This window comes from Actinoplanes subtropicus, assembly GCF_000721705.1.
Taxonomy (GTDB): Bacteria; Actinomycetota; Actinomycetes; order Mycobacteriales; family Micromonosporaceae; genus Actinoplanes; species Actinoplanes subtropicus.
In genome coordinates, this window is sequence record NZ_JOJL01000070.1 from 1 (window position 1) to 15,125 (window position 15,125).

At 71.6% G+C, this 15,125-nt stretch carries 15 protein-coding genes; 7 read left to right on the forward strand and 8 right to left on the reverse strand.

Annotated features, from left to right (window positions below; translation table 11 throughout):
- Positions 1-1,025: 1,025 nt before the first annotated feature.
- Complete coding sequence (locus IH26_RS0150780) at positions 1,026-3,533, forward strand: winged helix-turn-helix domain-containing protein (protein ID WP_051810034.1); 2,508 nt, start codon at positions 1,026-1,028, stop codon at positions 3,531-3,533.
- A 52-nt stretch (positions 3,534-3,585) separates the two neighbouring features.
- Here IH26_RS0150780 and IH26_RS0150785 read toward each other — a convergent pair whose 3' ends face one another.
- The 7 genes from IH26_RS0150785 to IH26_RS0150815 are packed head-to-tail and all read right to left on the reverse strand — an operon-like array spanning position 3,586 to position 11,082.
- Positions 3,586-3,897: an SHOCT domain-containing protein gene (locus tag IH26_RS0150785; protein ID WP_030443523.1), complete on the reverse strand. Its 312-nt coding sequence runs from the start codon at positions 3,895-3,897 to the stop codon at positions 3,586-3,588.
- 2 nt (positions 3,898-3,899) lie between these two features.
- Positions 3,900-4,346: a DUF6325 family protein gene (locus tag IH26_RS0150790; RefSeq protein ID WP_030443524.1), complete on the reverse strand. Its 447-nt coding sequence runs from the start codon at positions 4,344-4,346 to the stop codon at positions 3,900-3,902.
- Between the two features lie 10 nt (positions 4,347-4,356).
- Positions 4,357-4,785, reverse strand: a complete 429-nt coding sequence (locus IH26_RS0150795) for a DUF6325 family protein (protein ID WP_030443525.1) — start codon at positions 4,783-4,785, stop codon at positions 4,357-4,359.
- A 23-nt stretch (positions 4,786-4,808) separates the two neighbouring features.
- Entirely contained in the window at positions 4,809-6,314 is a 1,506-nt protein-coding gene (locus IH26_RS0150800) for an MFS transporter (RefSeq protein ID WP_084599850.1), read from the reverse strand.
- Positions 6,311-7,783, reverse strand: coding sequence for an alpha-amylase family protein (locus IH26_RS0150805; protein ID WP_030443527.1), 1,473 nt, complete (start codon positions 7,781-7,783; stop codon positions 6,311-6,313). Before IH26_RS0150805 ends, IH26_RS0150800 begins: the two co-directional genes overlap by 4 nt.
- Positions 7,780-10,515 (reverse strand): MGH1-like glycoside hydrolase domain-containing protein, encoded by a 2,736-nt coding sequence (locus IH26_RS0150810; protein ID WP_030443528.1) that lies wholly within the window; start codon positions 10,513-10,515, stop codon positions 7,780-7,782. Before IH26_RS0150810 ends, IH26_RS0150805 begins: the two co-directional genes overlap by 4 nt.
- Positions 10,516-10,575: 60 nt before the next feature.
- The gene (locus IH26_RS0150815; protein ID WP_030443529.1) at positions 10,576-11,082 is read right to left on the reverse strand and encodes a DUF1269 domain-containing protein; all 507 of its coding nucleotides are present in this window, start codon (positions 11,080-11,082) and stop codon (positions 10,576-10,578) included.
- A gap of 144 nt (positions 11,083-11,226) precedes the next feature.
- Here IH26_RS0150815 and IH26_RS60865 point away from each other — a divergent pair, with 144 nt between their 5' ends.
- Entirely contained in the window at positions 11,227-11,379 is a 153-nt protein-coding gene (locus IH26_RS60865) for a hypothetical protein (protein ID WP_157437847.1), read from the forward strand.
- 28 nt (positions 11,380-11,407) lie between these two features.
- A complete protein-coding gene (locus IH26_RS0150825) occupies positions 11,408-11,608 on the forward strand; it encodes a hypothetical protein (protein WP_030443530.1) in 201 nt (66 codons plus the stop codon).
- On the opposite strand, the gene IH26_RS0150830 is transcribed toward IH26_RS0150825, so the two are convergent.
- Positions 11,605-12,978, reverse strand: a complete 1,374-nt coding sequence (locus IH26_RS0150830; protein WP_030443531.1) for a DUF2252 domain-containing protein — start codon at positions 12,976-12,978, stop codon at positions 11,605-11,607. The two genes, IH26_RS0150825 and IH26_RS0150830, sit on opposite strands and share 4 nt — an antisense overlap.
- Before the next feature lie 102 nt (positions 12,979-13,080).
- Here IH26_RS0150830 and IH26_RS0150835 point away from each other — a divergent pair, with 102 nt between their 5' ends.
- Genes IH26_RS0150835 through IH26_RS0150850 form a run of 4 tightly spaced genes read left to right on the forward strand, consistent with a single transcriptional unit; the run spans position 13,081 to position 14,985 of the window.
- The gene (locus tag IH26_RS0150835; protein WP_030443532.1) at positions 13,081-13,308 is read left to right on the forward strand and encodes a hypothetical protein; all 228 of its coding nucleotides are present in this window, start codon (positions 13,081-13,083) and stop codon (positions 13,306-13,308) included.
- Positions 13,305-14,039 carry a potassium channel family protein gene (locus tag IH26_RS0150840; RefSeq protein ID WP_030443533.1) on the forward strand — a complete coding sequence of 245 codons (735 nt, stop codon included), beginning with the start codon at positions 13,305-13,307 and terminating at the stop codon, positions 14,037-14,039. Before IH26_RS0150835 ends, IH26_RS0150840 begins: the two co-directional genes overlap by 4 nt.
- A gap of 3 nt (positions 14,040-14,042) precedes the next feature.
- Positions 14,043-14,489 (forward strand): DUF7144 family membrane protein, encoded by a 447-nt coding sequence (locus IH26_RS0150845; RefSeq protein WP_030443534.1) that lies wholly within the window; start codon positions 14,043-14,045, stop codon positions 14,487-14,489.
- Complete coding sequence (locus IH26_RS0150850; protein WP_245666056.1) at positions 14,473-14,985, forward strand: AI-2E family transporter; 513 nt, start codon at positions 14,473-14,475, stop codon at positions 14,983-14,985. Before IH26_RS0150845 ends, IH26_RS0150850 begins: the two co-directional genes overlap by 17 nt.
- Positions 14,986-15,125: the final 140 nt, after the last annotated feature.

A 15,125-nucleotide genomic window follows, 5' to 3' on the forward strand; every position in this document is an offset into this window, starting at 1 on the left:
ACCGGCACCCCCTACAACGAGACCACCGCCTGGTCACACCACCCCAACCAAGCCGCCGCTTGACAACCTAAGCACATGGGATGTCTTTGCTCTGCGCACCCCTACGCACCGATAACGAGGGAGCGTTCGATTTTGGTGCGCGGGGGTGCGCAGAGCAAAGACACCCGCAAGGCGTCCTGTTTGGCGCGCAGGGGTGCGCAGAGCAAAGGACACCCGCAAGGCGTCCTGTTTGGCGCGCAGGGGTGCGCAGAGCAAAGTCGGCCCGCAAGGTGTCCTGACCTGTGCTTTCGGGACCCTCACACGTGGTGGGAATGCGCGACATGACGGGCGGACCGAGGTCTCGTGAGAAACATCGCCGCGGATGGGACGAATGCCGGCAAGAGACATATACCGACGGGACGAGCAGGGGCGGGACGAGCAGGGGCGGGACGAGCAGGGGCGGGTCCGGCTGGTGTTCTTGGGCCGGGCCCGCCCGGCGGCCGGAGTCGGGGCCGGTGCGGGGACCAGCGGCCCCGGCACGGCGGGGCGGTGCCGTCTGCGGTGGGGGGCGGGGTCGATTCGCACGGCTGGATCCTGACTTTGGGGTGGGGGGTTTACGCGTGGCGAGATGGGCCAACCTCGGTCACTGTGTTGCGTTTCGGCTGCAATCTGTGTTGGGGTGGGGCGGGGACGCATGACAAGTACGACGACGGTCACTCTCCGTAGTCCATGACCGGGGTGCTCCACAGGGGACCCCGGCGATTCGGCGGCGTGGACGGCAGAGGGTGAGGATGATCGCCGTCGCCCGGAGTTCGTTCCGGCGCCGCGGCCGCGCCCGCGAAACGTGGCCACTCGCGCCGGGACCGACGTGGCACGCCCAGCGCCGGGCGCGCCGTCCGGGTCACCTTCTTCAGCCGCCTGGGGTCGTGACCGCGGGGGTGGTTGTGCACTTGAGGGATACCGGAAGGATCACAGAACAGCTGGGCGGCCGGCTGGCCCGCCCGGTCTTGCGCCGGCCTCCGGTCCGGCGTGGCCGCCTCGCGGAGATGCTCGACGCGGGCGTGCGGCGGCCGGTGACGCTGGTCTGCGCCGGCCCGGGCTGGGGCAAGACGACGCTGGTCGCCTCCTGGGCCGAGGCGCGGGTGACGTCCGGCCCGATCGCCTGGCTGACCCTCGGCCCGCAGCACAACGATCCGCGGGCGTTCTGGTCGGATTTCGTGATGGCGCTGCGGATGTCGGGCGCGGTGCCGTGCGGCAGTCCCCTCGAGGACTTCGACCAGGGCACGGTCGCCGAGGTGCTGGCCGGCCTGGACGCGCTGCCCGCGCCGGTCGTGCTGGTGCTCGACGACTTCCACGCGGTGGACGACGAGCGGGTGATCGGTGGCCTGGCCGGGCTGCTGCGCGACCCGCCGGCGCCGTTGCGGCTGGTGCTGATCGGGCGGACCGAGCCGACGCTGCCGCTGCACCGGCTGCGGGCCGGCGGCGACCTCACCGAGATCCGCGCCCGGCACCTCGCCTTCCGCGCGCCGGAGGCGGCCGAGCTGCCGGTGGTGAACCGCCATCGGATGCCGGTCGAGGACCTGGCGGAGCTGCTCGACCGCACCGAGGGCTGGGTGGTCGGGCTGCAGCTGCTCGCCGACGAGCTGGCCGAGCGCGGCGCGCTCGAGAACGGCGAGGTCCGGGCGGTCTCCGACTATCTGTTACGCGAGGTGGTCGCCGCGCTGCCGGCGAAGCTGAGACAGTTTCTCGTACGGGCGAGCGTGCCCGAGGAGATGAGCGGCCCGCTGGCCGACGCGCTGACCGGGGAGACGAACAGCCGGCGGCTGCTCGAACGCCTGGAGTCGGCGAACGCGTTCGTGATGCGGATCGACGAGCGGCCGGGGTGGTACCGCTTCCACCCGCTGTTGCGCGACGCGTTGCGGCACCAGTTGGCGCTCGAGCGGCCGGGGGCGGAGGCGGAGCTGCATCTGCTGGCCGCGCAGTGGTATGCCCTCTCGGATGCGGTCTTTCAGGCGCTGGGGCACGCGGCCGAGGCGGCTGATTGGCAGTACTTCGGGCGGCTCGCCGTGGAGCGGGCGATGGTGCGGGTGCTGGGCGGGGACCAGGTCGCGCTGCTGTCCTTGCTCCGGCGGATCCCGCCGGCGGAGCACGCGTCGTCGCCGGAGCTGGCTCTTTGCGGAGCGGCCGTGCGCTACACCAGTGGGGACCGGGCCGGCGTCGGGGGTTTGTTGCGGCTGGCTCGATCGCTGGCCGATGCCGAGGTGCCCCTCTCCACCGACCTGACGCTGCGGCTGATGGAGGCCGGCGTGGTCAACTGGCGCCTCGGCGATATGCCTGGACTTATCGCGAAATCTACTGAGATTTTGCGAATGCTGACGGTATATCGCCTGGATGAGCTTCCGTCGTTGTTGCACTATCGGGCGATCGCGCTGAACGAGAAGGGCGCCGGTCTGCTCTGGATGGACCGGGCCGATCAGGCGGACCGGTACCTGTGGGCGGCCGCCACGGCGGCGCGCGGCGTCGGGTCGACGGTCACCGAGGTCAACGCGCTCGCCCACCTGGGACTGCTGGTCTTCCTGCAGGGGTCGATCGGCGAGGCGGCCGAGTACGTGAGCTCGGCGCTCGACCTGGCCCGGCGCGGCGGGTTCGAGTCGTCGGCGCAGGCGTCGGTGTCGTACCTGACGTCGGCGCTGATCCAGCTCGAGCGGGACCGGGTGACCGAGGCGCAGGAGGCGTTGCGGCAGGCCTTGCACGCCGGGGGCGAAGAGCCGGCGGCGGCGCCCGCGGCGCTGGCGGTCCTGGTCCGGGCGCACTTGCTGCTGGCGGCCGGGGATCCGGCGGCGGCCCGGGCGCTGCTGCGGCAGACCCGCGACGAGGCGCCGGCGACGCTGGTGGCGCCGGTGCTCGACCAGTGGCTCTGGCTGGCCGAGTCGGAGGCGGACCTGGCGCTCGGGTCGTGCCGGGAGGTGGTCGCCCGGTACGACCGGGAGGCGCCGCACGGCGTGCTGACGCCGTCCGAGCAGGCCTGTCTGGCCCGGGCGCTGCTGATGGCCGGCGACCACGCGGCGGCGGAGCGGCTGCTGTCCCGGGTCCGGGAGAGCACCGACCACGTGGCCGCGGTGACGGCCTGGATCGCCACCGCCTTCGCCGCCGACGCCGACGGGCACGGGAACCGGTCCATCGACGCGCTGTCCCGGGCCGTGACGATCGCCGAGCGGGAGGGGGTGCGGCGGCCGTTCCGCCGCTTCGACCAGCGCCGGCTGGCGGTGCTGCTCGACCGGCGCCGCTGGGTGGAGGAGCACACCTCGGCGCCGGCGGCGGTTCCCCGCGAACTGGGCGAGGAGCCGCCGGCGGGGACGCTCGACGTGCTGAGCGAGCGGGAACGGGACGTGCTGCGGTACCTGCCCACGGTGCTGACCGCGGGCGAGATCGCGGGAAACCTCAACATCTCGATCAACACGGTCAAGGCGCACATGCGCTCGATCTACCGGAAGCTGGGAGCGGCCCGTCGCCGGGAGGCGGTGGTCCGGGCCCGGCAGCTGGGGCTGCTTTAGGTCTGCCCGAACAAACCACCAGGACGAAACCAGGATCGCTCCCAACCCCGGATCAGGACCCGAGGATCTTGCCTTTCTGCTGCTGGAACTCCTGCTCGCTCAGCACGCCCGCGGACTTGAGCTCGCCCAGCTGCTTCAACGCGTCCAGCTTCGACTGCATCGAGTCCGTCCCGCCGCCCGTCGTCTGCTGCTGCTGCGGTGGATATTGCTGCTGTTGCTGGGCCTGCGCGTAGTACGCGTCGGCCTCCTGCTGGTCGGCCTGCCGCTGCCACCGGCCGGCCTGCCGGCGCGACACCCGGTTGGACACCGCCGTCGCCGTCCCGGCCACCACCGCCGTACGGGCGACCCCGCGCAACAGTCCCATGGTCAGCTCCTCACGTAGTCGGGCTCGGACTCGTCCAGGGCCGCGAGCAGCGACCGGACCGGGATGCGGCCGCCGGCGATGACCCGGCCGCCGGCCCGCCGGACGGAGACCGCGAACGGCGCCGCCCACACGTTCTCGTAGACGATCAGCGCCGCCGCGCTGCCCGGCGAGAGCACCTCGGCGGCCTCCTCGAGGTCGTCGCCGCCGATCATCCCGGAGGCGGCGCCCTGGAACAGCGCGAGCCCGGTGTCCAGCTGCTCACCGACCAGCTCGCTGACCTTGCCGTCCGCGTCCTTGCGGAGGAACCGCAGGTCGAGCACGCGGACGATGCCGCGGTCGACCAGGCTCACGATGTGCGGCAGCCCCTCGCCGGGGTGGCTGCCGGGCGGGAACTCGATGCAGAGGTAGTCGACCGGGCCCATCTCCTGGAGGTCGTGCAGGTCGTCCATGACACTCCCTTCACTTTCCGCCGATGCCGGCCAGGGCGTTCGAGCGGATCTTGTGTACGGCCGGGATGTGCAGCAGGGCGAGGACGGTGCCGCCGGTCGACGCCACCTCGCTGGCCAGGTCGTTCACCCACCGGTGTTCGACCAGCACGGCGAGGGCGTCGTTCTCGGCGTCGACGAGTTCGCCCACCTCGTCGACGTCGGTCTCGGTGATCAGCCCGGTGGCCAGCCGGGCCTGCGTCTGCGGGTCGAAGCCGAGGCCGGGGAGCTCGCTGAGCTCCACGGCGCAGGCGCCGCCCACCGCGTCGGTGCGTACCACCAGCACGTCGAGCACCCGTACGCCCGGGGCGACCAGGAGCTGGTCGAGTGTTGCCAGGACGCCGTCGTTGAGTCGTGCCGCGGGGAAGGACAGGACGATGAGTTCCAGCGGACCCAATGCCATGGCGCTCAGCATGCGCCCGCCGCTCACGCCGCCGCCTCACCCAATGCGGATGAGCCCGACCCGGAAGATCCCGGTGCGGAGGTTCCCGGCTCGGAGGTTCCCGGCTCGGAGGTTCCCGGCTCGGAGGTTCCCGGCGCAGACCCCGGCGGCGGCCGACGGGGCAGCCCGAGCGCCGCGACCAGCCCGAGGAGGGAGATCCCGGCGAGCAGCCCGAGCGCCACCGCGAACGGCGTGCCCAGATGCTTCCCGTTCGCCGCCACCAGGATCGAGCCGGCGATCGCCACACCCAGCGACGAGCCGAGGTTGGACACCGCCCGGGACAGCCCGGAGATGTCCGCCTGGTCCTCGTCGCCGAACGAGGACTGCACGACGTTGACCGAGGCGGTCAGCATGACCCCGACCCCGAAGCCCATCAGCAGCAGGCCGGGCACGAAGGTCCACACCGCTGAGTCCTCCCGGACCAGCAGCGGGACCAGGATCATGCCGATCGTGGTGAGCACGAAGCCGCCGCGCACCAGCATGGCCTGCGCGCGCCGGCGGGCCATCCGCCCGGCGATCGCCGAGGCGAGCAGCACGCCGATGGTGGCCGGGGTGAGCAGGAGGCCGGTGTGGATCGCGTCGTAGTGCCGGACTTGCTGGATGTACACGGAGATCACGAAGAACGAGCCCTGCATGATCAGCCATTGCACGAGCTGGGTGGTCAGCCCCAGGTTCGAGGTGCGGTTGCGGAACAGCCGGGGCGACAGCAGCGGCACCTTGCCCGACCGCTCCCGCACGCTCAGGTAGCGCAGGAAGTACCCGAGCACGGCCAGGCCGATCAGCACCGGCACGAAGACCTGCCAGGAGATCATCCCGTACGTCGAGGAGAACAGGATCCCGGAGACCACCAGCACCAGGCCGGCCGCGTTGAGCACCGCGCCCCAGAGGTCGAAACTCGGCCGCGGTCCGGTGCGGGCCTGGTCGGGGATCGTGCGGGCGAGCACGAGGATCAGCACGACCACGGCGAACTGCAGCCAGAACGAGGACCGCCAGCCGAGCGTGCTGGTGACCAGGCCGCCGATCAGCGGGCCGGAGGCCGAGCCGAGCCCGGCCGCGCCGCTGACGATGCCGAAGTACTTGCCGCGGGCGGCGACGTCCTCGAACGCGACCGTGATCATGATGTAGATCGGCGGGATCATCAGCGCCGAGCCGATGCCCTCCAGGAGCGAGTAGCCGACGAACATCAGCGGCAGGCCCTGGGCGAGCGAGGCGAGCAGCGCCCCCGCGCCGTAGATGATCATGCCGAGGTTGAAGCAGAACTTGCGCCCCCAGATGTCGGTGAGCTTGCTGCCGGGGATCATCAGGGCGGCCATGGTCAGCGTGAAGAACGTGATCGCCGCCTGGATGCCGGCGACCGTGGTGCCGATGTCGTCCGCGATCGTGCTGATCGCCACGTTCATGTTGCTCGCCGCGTAGCTGGCGATGAACTGCGCCAGGGCCAGCGGCAGCACCATGGTGCGCGCCGCCGCGGCCGCCGAGGTCTTCGTCATGCCGTGATCGCGAACAGGTGATGCCCCCACGGGGGCAGGTCGACGTAGAGGCCGCCGGCGGTCAGCTGGTCGCCGTCCCGCTCGAAGACCCGCCCGTCGATCAGGTCGATCAGCCGCCACGACCGCCCGGCGAGGGCCGGCCACGGCAGGGCGACCCGGGCCTGGGCCGGGTGGTCGGACAGGTTGATCGCGACCAGATGGTGCGGCACGTCGTCGTGCCAGGCCCAGGCCAGCACCTCGGCGTGGGTCGGGTTGTCCGGCCAGCCCCCGGCGTCCAGCATCGTCCAGTCGCCGCGGCGCATCCCGGCCACCACCGCGAGCAGCCGCCGGTAGAAGGCGCGCAGGTCCTCGTCGACCGGCTCGTCCGGGAGCCGGGCCAGGAAGACCGGCAGGTGCGTGCGCCGCCCCTCGAACTGGCCCTCGTGCCACAGCGTCGCGCCGGGCAGGGTCGCGATCGCCACCGCGGCGGCCCGGTCCCGCCCGCCGGGCAGCGCCGTCGCGGCCCGCGGCTCGTCGTGGTTCTCGATGAACCGGATCAGCTTGTCCTGGTAGTCGCGGCCGGCCGCGAGGTGGCCCCGCACCGCGGCCGCGCTCTCGTGGGCGAGCCGGTCGTACAGCCGCTTGTCGTAGCAGAAGTCGAAGCCCTGGTGCTGCAGCGTCCACTCCAGGTCCCAGTACGCCTCGGCGATCAGCACCGCCTCCGGCCGGTGCGTCCGCAGCCGGCCGATCACCGCCGGCCAGAACTCCCCGGCCGGCGCCGGCCCCACGTGCGAGCCCCAGGTCCGGGCGAAGACCTCGTTGGTCAGCAGCATCGCCATGTCGCAGCGGATCCCGTCGCACTGCCCGGCGATGTCGGCCAGCGCCGCCGCCGTCGCCGTGCGCAGCTCCGGCGCGAACGCGTTCAGCTGGGCGACGTCCGGCCACGGCGGGAAGTACGGGTCCCGGCCGTGCGCGAGGATCCGCCCGGCGGCCCGGAACCAGCCGGCCGGCTCCTTCCGCTCGTCGGCCTCGTCGCCCTGGACGAACCACTCCGGCCGCTCGGCCACCGCCGGGTGGTCGGGCGCCACGTGGTTGGGCACGTAGTCGAGGACCAGCCGCAGCCCGCGGCGGGCCAGCTCGGCCCGCGCGGTGGCCAGCCCGCCCGGCCCGCCGAGGTGCGCGTCCACCCGGTACCGGCGGACGCAGTACGGCGAGCCCACCACGTCGGCCGGCCGCAGGTCGGGCAGCGCCTCGCGGAACGACCGCTGCAGGTCCTCGTTCGCCCGGGCCACCACCAGGCCGGCCGGGCTGCGCTCCCAGACGCCCATCAGCCAGACCGCGTCGGCGCCCGGCGGCAGCGTCTCGTCCCAGACCTCGGCCGGCACGTCGGCCAGCGTCACGGGATGGCCCAGCCGGCGGGACACGCCCTCGAGGAAGGGCCACGTGTCGATCTCGTAGACCACCGGCGCGGCCGGCCAGCCGGTGCTCACGACTCCTCCTCGTCGACCGCCCGGAACGCCCCGGACATGCCCCGCTCGAGCAGCTCCGGGCCGGTGATCCGGGCGAACATCAGCGGGAACACGGCGACCAGCCCGGTCCACCCGGTCTGGTGCGCGGCACCCAGGCCGGCGCCGTTGTCGCCGTGGAAGTACTCGGAGAAGGTGATCAGGTCACGCCAGTTCTCGGTGGCGAACACCTCCTGGCCGCCGTAGCAGGGCCGGTGGCCGTCCGCACCGGGCCGGAAGATCCGGCCGAGCCGGTCGGAGATCTCCCGGGCCACCTCGAAGAGCGTCATGTGCACCCCGGAGCCGGTCGGGCACTCCACGGTGAAGTCGTCGCCGTACCCGACGTACAGGTTGAGCAGCGCGCGGATCATCAGGGCGTTCACCGGGAACCAGATCGGGCCGCGCCAGTTGGAGTTGCCGCCGAACATCCCGCTGTCCGACTCGGCCGGCGTGTACGCGACCCGGTACCGGTCGCCGCCGACGTCGAACTCGAACGGGTGCTCGGCGTGGTACCGGGAGAGCGAGCGGATCCCGTACGGGCTGAGGAACTCGTTCTCGTCCAGCATGCGGGCCAGGATCCGGCGCAGCCGGCCCTCGTCGAACAGCGCCAGCAGGTGGGTGCCCGGCCGGCCGGCGAACTGCCCCGCCGGCAACGCCGTCCGGACGCTCGGGTGCGCCGCGAGGAACCGGTTGGCCTCGTCGATGATCTCCGGGTGCCGGGCGGTGACCGTCTCGTCGAAGACCGTGGCGGCGGCCAGCGGCAGCAACCCGACCATCGAGCGGACCTTGAGCCGTACCGAGCCGCCGTCCGGCAGCCGCAGCAGGTCGTAGAAGAAGCCGTCCTCCTCGTCCCACATCGACGCCCGGCCGGGGTGGTTGACCGCCGCCGCGATCCAGGCGAAGTGCTCGACGTACGTCTGGGCCTGCTCCACATAGGCAGGAAGGTCTTTAGTCCGGTCAGGGGTGGTGGCGGGGTGGTTGGATGGGGGGTCCTCGACGGCCAGCTCGAGCGCTATCTGCAGCATGTTCTGGCAGTACAGCGCCATCCACGCGGTGCCGTCGGCCTGGTCGAGGTGCCCGCCGGTGGGCAGCGGCGCGCTGCGGTCGAAGACGCCGATGTTGTCCAGCCCGAGGAAGCCGCCCTGGAAGACGTTGTTGCCGTCGGCGTCCTTGCGGTTGACCCACCAGGTGAAGTTCTTGGCCAGCTTGTGGAACCCGGTGGCCAGCCAGTCCCGGTCGCCGTGGCCGTGCCGCGCCTTGTCCAGCTCGTAGACCAGGTAGGTGGCCCAGGCGTGCACGGGCGGGTTCACGTCGGAGAAGTTCCACTCGTACGCCGGGATCTGGCCGTTGGGGTGCAGGTAGCGGCGGCTGAGCAGCAGGTCGAGCTGGCGCTTGGCGAACGCCGGGTCGATCAGGCTGAAGGTGACCGCGTGGAAGGCCAGGTCCCAGGCGGCGAACCAGGGGTACTCCCAGGCGTCCGGCATCGAGATGACGTCGTCGGCGATCAGGTGGTACCACTCGTGGTTGCGGATGTCGCCCGCCGCCAGCGGATCGCGGCCGTGCTGGGTCAGCCAGGCCTCCACGTCGTAGCCGAAGTACTGCTTGCTCCACAGCATGCCGGCGAGGGCCTGCCGGATCACCTGCCGCTGCTCGGCCGGGAGGCTGCCGGCGAGCCGCTCGGCGTAGAACTCGTCGGCCTCGCGGCGGCGCAGCCGGATCGACTCGTCGAAGATCGGGCCGAGCCGCTCGGTGACCGCCTCGGCCGGGACCGGCTCGTCGGTGAGCCGCAGCCGCACCACGGCCGACTCGCCCGCCGGGATCTCCAGGAGGATGTCGGCGGCGGCCTTGGTGCCGGTCAGCGCCGGATTGACCGCGTCCTTGTCGTCGTGCACCACGAACCGATCAAAACCATCCTTGCCGTACGCGGCGGTGCCGGTGGTCTCGTTGTCGGTGAACAGCACCGTGTGCTCGCCCTGGACCAGCAACCAGCGGCGGCCGAGCTCGGCGTGCCGGGCCTCGATCACCGCGGCGCCGGGCACCCCGGGCACCTGGTAGAGGGTGGGCTGCCCGTTCGCCGTCGCCGCGTCCTGCCAGGTGTTGCGGAACCAAAGCTGGGGCAGCAGCCGCAGCGTCGCCGTCCCGGGCCCGCGGTTGTGGACGGTGACCCGGTAGAGGATGTCCTCGGGGCCCGCCTTGGCGACCTCGACCTCGACGTCGAAGTACCGCTCCTCGGCGAACACCCCGGTGTCCAGCAGCTCGTACTCGAACTGGTCCCGTCCCCGCCCCCGGTTGGTCCGCACCAGGTCGTCGTAGGGGAACGCGGCGTGCGGATATTTGTAGATCATGCGCAGGTACGAGTGGGTGGGCGTGCCGTCCAGGTAGAAGTACTGCTCCTTCACGTCCTCGCCGTGGTTGCCCTGCGAGTTGGTCACCCCGAAGAAGCGCTCCTTGAGGATCGGGTCGCGCCCGTTCCACATCGCGAGGGAGAGACAGAGCAGCTGGCGGTCGTCGCTGATCCCGGCGATGCCGTCCTCCCCCCACCGGTACGCGCGGGACCGCGCCTGGTCGTGGGTCAGATAGTTCCAGGCGTCCCCGCCCGGGCTGTAGTCCTCCCGCACCGAGCCCCACTGCCGCTCGCTGAGGTAGGGCCCCCAGCGCCGCCAGGGGATGCCGGTGGTGTCGGCGTCCGTCAGTCGCAGTTGTTCCGCGCTGGTCATGGCCCTCCCCCTCCACCGCGACGCCGCCCGGCCCCGATCGGGCGGGCGGCGCCATGACGATCAGACCTGAGCGGTTTCCTTGCCCTTGCCGTGCAGCGCGTCCTGCAGCTGCTCCTCGGCCTCCTTCGACAGCGACGACTTGAGCACCGTGCCGCCGAACTGGCTCAGCGCGTCCACCGCCTTGTCCGGGGTGACCGCCTCGACGATCAGGAACAGCGCCGACGTGCCCGGCTGGAGCATGTCGCGTACCTGGTCCTGGAACTCCTTGCTGATCGCGTTCTTGGTGAACTTGCCCATCAGCGCGCCGAGTCCCGCGCCGACGGCCATGCCGATCACCGGGATGAAGAACAGCAGGCCGAACAGCAGACCCCAGAACATGCCCCAGGTGGCGCCGCCGCCCACCGCGTGGTGGTTGGTGGTCACGTGGTACTTGCCCTCGGTGTCGCGCCGGATCACGGCGATGGCGTCCGGCTGGATGATGAGGTCCTTGGCGAGCCGCTCGGCCTGCAAGCCCGCGGCCGTCGCCGTGGTCTCGTCGGGGTACCCGATGGCGACCAGAGTTGACATGGTGGTGGCCCTTTCTCCGTCGGCGGTTGCCCAGCCAGTCAGCCACAGCTCGATGCGCCCTTCCTCATCCCCGGAGAAGGAAAAGGGGCGTTCACTCGCGCCGGATGAAGCGCCGGGACGGGCCGGTCGGCGAGCCTCGGAGGCATGACTTCGAGCCCGATCGAGCTGGACGACGACGAGGTCGGCCGCCTGCGCGAAGAGGTCGCCGCCCTGCAGTCCCGCCTCGAGGATCGCGGCTACGAGCTGGGCGTCACGCTGATCGGCCGGTCGCCGGCGCCCGCGGCAACGGTTTCCTAGAGCAGAACGGTTTCCTAGAGCAGGGGGCATGCTCATGCGGGAACGGTACGAGATCCGGATCCACGGGCTGTTCGGCCCGCTGCTGCGCAGCCGGTTCGCTAGCCTGGCCTGCGAGACGATGCCACGCCAGAGCACGATCCGCGGCCGATTCTCCGAGGAGGAGCTGGAGCAGTTGCTGGACCGGCTGGAGGAATCCGGGGTGGAGCTGGTCCATCTCGACGCGGGCTAAATTCCCGTCCGGGCCTGGACGCGGCCGGTACTGATCGCGGCGACCAACTCCGCGTGGTCGCGCTCGGTCCGGTCGGCGTACTTCTCGGCGAACTCCGCGACGGCGTTGTCGAAGACCGCGTCGTCGCCCAGGTAGGCGGCGATCGCGATCCGGTCGCCGGTGCGCGCGTGCGCCCGGGCCAGCGTCCAGCCGCAGAGCGCCGCGTAGTCGCGCATCCCGGCCGGCTCCATCTCCTCGGCCTCCACCGCGCCCTTCCAGTCGCGCAGCTGCCGCACGTAGAAGTCGCGGGTCCGGCCGTCGAAGCCGGGCACCCGCTGCCAGCCCAGGAAGATGTCGCTGACCGCCTGCATGAGCCGCTGCCCGACCACCACCCGGCGGCCCTCCTGCTCGGCCGGCACGGTCGCCAGCACCGACCGGCCGGCCTCCTTGACCTGCAGCAGCAGCGGGTCGTGCTCGTCCCGGCCGGCCAGCAGCACGATCCAGCAGCGGGTGCCGACGCTGCCCACCCCGACGACCTTGCGGGCCATGTCGACGAACTCGTACCGGTCGAACAGGTGCCGCCGGTCCTCGGCGAGGCTTTCCCGGTAGCCGGCCAGCAGGCCGCGCAGCTGATCGGCCAGCTCCTGCCACTCCATCTCGGGCAGCAGGTCGCGGGCCGGGACGACCAGGGGCGGGTCCGCGACGATCCGCCGGCTGCCGCCGACCGCGGTGGTGAGTTTCTGGTACGCCTGCAGGCTGTCCCGGGTCATCGCCTTGGTCCGCATCTTGTCCAGCTGCTTGCGGCGCGCCCTGTTCAGCTGCGCCCCGAGCGTGCCGGCCAGGTCGTCCACGTCGGCCCGCGCGTACCAGACGTCCAGGTCGCGCATGGCCGCGAACTCGGCCATCGCCAGCCGGTACCGCCCGGCCATGGCCAGCACGATGCCGCGCCGGACCTTGCGGCCGTAGCCGTTCGCCCGGCCGGCCACCGCCAGGCTGGCGGCGAGCCGCTTCACGTCCCACTCCCAGGGGCCCGGCCAGGTCTCGTCGAAGTCGTTGATGTCGAAGACCAGCCGCCGCTCGGGCGAGCCGAACAGGCCGAAGTTCATCAGGTGCGCGTCGCCGCAGAGCTGCACGGTCAGCCCGGTGTGCGGCGCGGCGGCCAGGTCGGCGGCCATCACCGCGGCCGAGCCGCGCAGGAACGCGAACGGCGACAGGCTCATCCGGCCGTGCCGGATCGGCACCAGCTCGGGCACCCGGTCGGCGTCCTGGGCCTGCAGGATGCCGACCGGGTCGGGCCGCTCCCCGGCCGGCGCGAACTCGGCGTGGCTCTCCGGCGGCAGCACCTTCCGCACGTCCCGTCCGGCCGCCGCGCGGGAATCCGGATCCCTCATCGCACACCTCCCGGTCGTCCCGAGCACAGCGCAACCGGACCGGCGCCGCCTCATCTGCCCGGGGTGACGACGCGGGCCGGACCCGGGTCAAGTGTGGTGGTCATGACCACGACGAACTATCAGGTGCGGGTGTCCGGCACGATCCCGGGCGAGCTGCTGGCCGAGCTGTCCGACATGACCGTCTCGGTGGAGCCGCCCGAGACCGTCCTCTACGGCGAGCTGCCGGACCAGTCCGCCCTGTTCGGGCTGATCTCCCGGATGCACGGCATGGGCCTGCGGCTGATCGAGATCCGCCGGCTGCCGGGCGGCTCGGAGGCCGCCGGCCGATGAGAGCGCGGCGCACCCCGATCTGGTCGGCGAGCAGCTACGGCCCGCTCATGCTGCTGATCGCCGGCACGTACGTGATCGGCACGGTCGCCGGCCACCGCTGGACCGTCTCGCTGCTGCTGTTCGCCCAGATCGGCACGGTCTGGTACGCGCTGCGGGTCTCGCACGCGCACCCGAGCCTGCGCGTGCTCGCCGCGGTGATCTTCGCGCTCTCGCTGATCGCCGGCGGCTGGAACACCTTCTCGCACGGCCGCACGCTGATCGGGCTGGTCTTCTTCGCCGGCAGCCTCCTGTACGTGGTGGCGCCGCTGTCCATCATCGGCGACCTGGGCCGCCGCCGGCACGTGGACCGCGAGCTCATGATGGGGGCGCTCGCGACGTACCTGATGCTCGGTATGGCCTTCGCCTTTTCCTACCGCTGCATCGCGGCGTTCCAGGCCTCGCCGTTCTTCGGCGAGCGGGGCGACGGGACGCTCGCCGACAGCCTGTTCTACAGCTTCGTCACGCTCACCACGACCGGGTACGGCGATCTCGTCCCGGCCGGCAACCCGGGCCGGACGATGGCCGTGCTGGAGGCGCTGCTCGGGCAGCTCTTCCTGGTCACGGCGGTGGCGAAGGTGGTCAATGTGTGGAGCCCCAAGGGCTGGCGGGACGAGGTTCATCCGTCCGGGATGGCGCCGCCGGCGGACGACCGGACGACCGTGAACGCGAAACTTCCCGCTACCGAGGAGTGAGGAATGTCCGAAACACAGTCGAGGCCGGCGGCCTCCAACAGCGCCTACACTCCGACGCGCCGCCCGCAGGCGACGGGTTGGGTCGGGTACATCGTCTTCGCCGGCGTCATGCTGATCATGGTCGGCGGATTCCAGGCCATCGAGGGGCTCGTCGCGCTCTTCCGGGACGAGTACTACCTGGTCACCCGCAGCGGACTGCTGCTCACCATGGACTACACGGCCTGGGGCTGGATCCATCTGATCATCGGGCTGATCTCGGTGGCCACCGGTATCGGCGTCCTGCTCGGACAGATGTGGGGCCGGGTCCTCGGCATCGTCATCGCGGTACTCAGCGCGCTGTCGAACATCGCGTTCCTGCCCGCCTACCCGATCTGGGCGACCATCATCATCGCGCTCGACGTGCTCGCGATCTACGCGCTCGCGGTGCACGGCCGTGAGGTCCAGTACTGATCGGCCGCCCCGGGTCCGGCCGGCGCACGTGATCGCGGGCGCCGGCCTGCCCCGCGGCGTGATCGTGCTGCTCGGCACCGCCTGGGCGCTGGACATCCCGCTGCCGTTCCTGTGGGGCCTGCTGTCGTTCATCACGAACTACATCCCCAACATCGGCTTCATCGTCGGCGTGGTCCCGCCGGCGCTGCTCGGCCTGCTCCAGGGCGGCGTGGAGAAGATGATCTGGGTGATCGTGGTCTACTGCGCGATCAACTTCGTCATCCAGTCGATCATCCAGCCGAAGGTGGTCGGGGACGCGGTCGGGCTCTCGGCCACCCTGTCGTTCCTGTCCCTGATCTTCTGGGGGTGGGTGCTCGGGCCGCTGGGGGCGCTGCTGGCGATCCCGCTGAGCCTGCTGGCCAAGGGCCTGCTGGTCGACATCGACCCGACCACCAAGTGGATCACGCCCCTGCTCTCCGGCGGGCCGCCGCCCGAGGTGGACGGCGGCACCGATTGATCCTGCCGGTTCACCCTACCGGCGCCGGGGGTGGGGCGGCGGCGCCGGTCATGATGGCGACCGCCTCGGACATCGAGTGGGACTTCGGGGTGATCACCGTGGCCCGCCGGCCCAGCCGCTGGATGTGGATGCGGTCGGCG

Excerpts from the sequence above, each read along its gene's own strand:
- IH26_RS0150810 (WP_030443528.1), bottom strand. The coding sequence starts at position 10,515 with ATGACCAGCGCGGAACAACTGCGACTGACGGACGCCGACACCACCGGC.
- IH26_RS0150800 (WP_084599850.1), bottom strand. The coding sequence starts at position 6,314 with ATGACGAAGACCTCGGCGGCCGCGGCGGCGCGCACCATGGTGCTGCCG.
- IH26_RS0150795 (WP_030443525.1), bottom strand. The coding sequence starts at position 4,785 with ATGGCATTGGGTCCGCTGGAACTCATCGTCCTGTCCTTCCCCGCGGCA.
- IH26_RS0150830 (WP_030443531.1), bottom strand. The coding sequence starts at position 12,978 with ATGAGGGATCCGGATTCCCGCGCGGCGGCCGGACGGGACGTGCGGAAG.
- IH26_RS0150840 (WP_030443533.1), top strand. The coding sequence starts at position 13,305 with ATGAGAGCGCGGCGCACCCCGATCTGGTCGGCGAGCAGCTACGGCCCG.
- IH26_RS0150785 (WP_030443523.1), bottom strand. The coding sequence starts at position 3,897 with ATGGGACTGTTGCGCGGGGTCGCCCGTACGGCGGTGGTGGCCGGGACG.
- IH26_RS0150780 (WP_051810034.1), top strand. The coding sequence starts at position 1,026 with ATGCTCGACGCGGGCGTGCGGCGGCCGGTGACGCTGGTCTGCGCCGGC.
- IH26_RS0150815 (WP_030443529.1), bottom strand. The coding sequence starts at position 11,082 with ATGTCAACTCTGGTCGCCATCGGGTACCCCGACGAGACCACGGCGACG.
- IH26_RS0150790 (WP_030443524.1), bottom strand. The coding sequence starts at position 4,346 with ATGGACGACCTGCACGACCTCCAGGAGATGGGCCCGGTCGACTACCTC.
- IH26_RS0150835 (WP_030443532.1), top strand. The coding sequence starts at position 13,081 with ATGACCACGACGAACTATCAGGTGCGGGTGTCCGGCACGATCCCGGGC.
- IH26_RS60865 (WP_157437847.1), top strand. The coding sequence starts at position 11,227 with ATGACTTCGAGCCCGATCGAGCTGGACGACGACGAGGTCGGCCGCCTG.
- IH26_RS0150825 (WP_030443530.1), top strand. The coding sequence starts at position 11,408 with ATGCTCATGCGGGAACGGTACGAGATCCGGATCCACGGGCTGTTCGGC.
- IH26_RS0150845 (WP_030443534.1), top strand. The coding sequence starts at position 14,043 with ATGTCCGAAACACAGTCGAGGCCGGCGGCCTCCAACAGCGCCTACACT.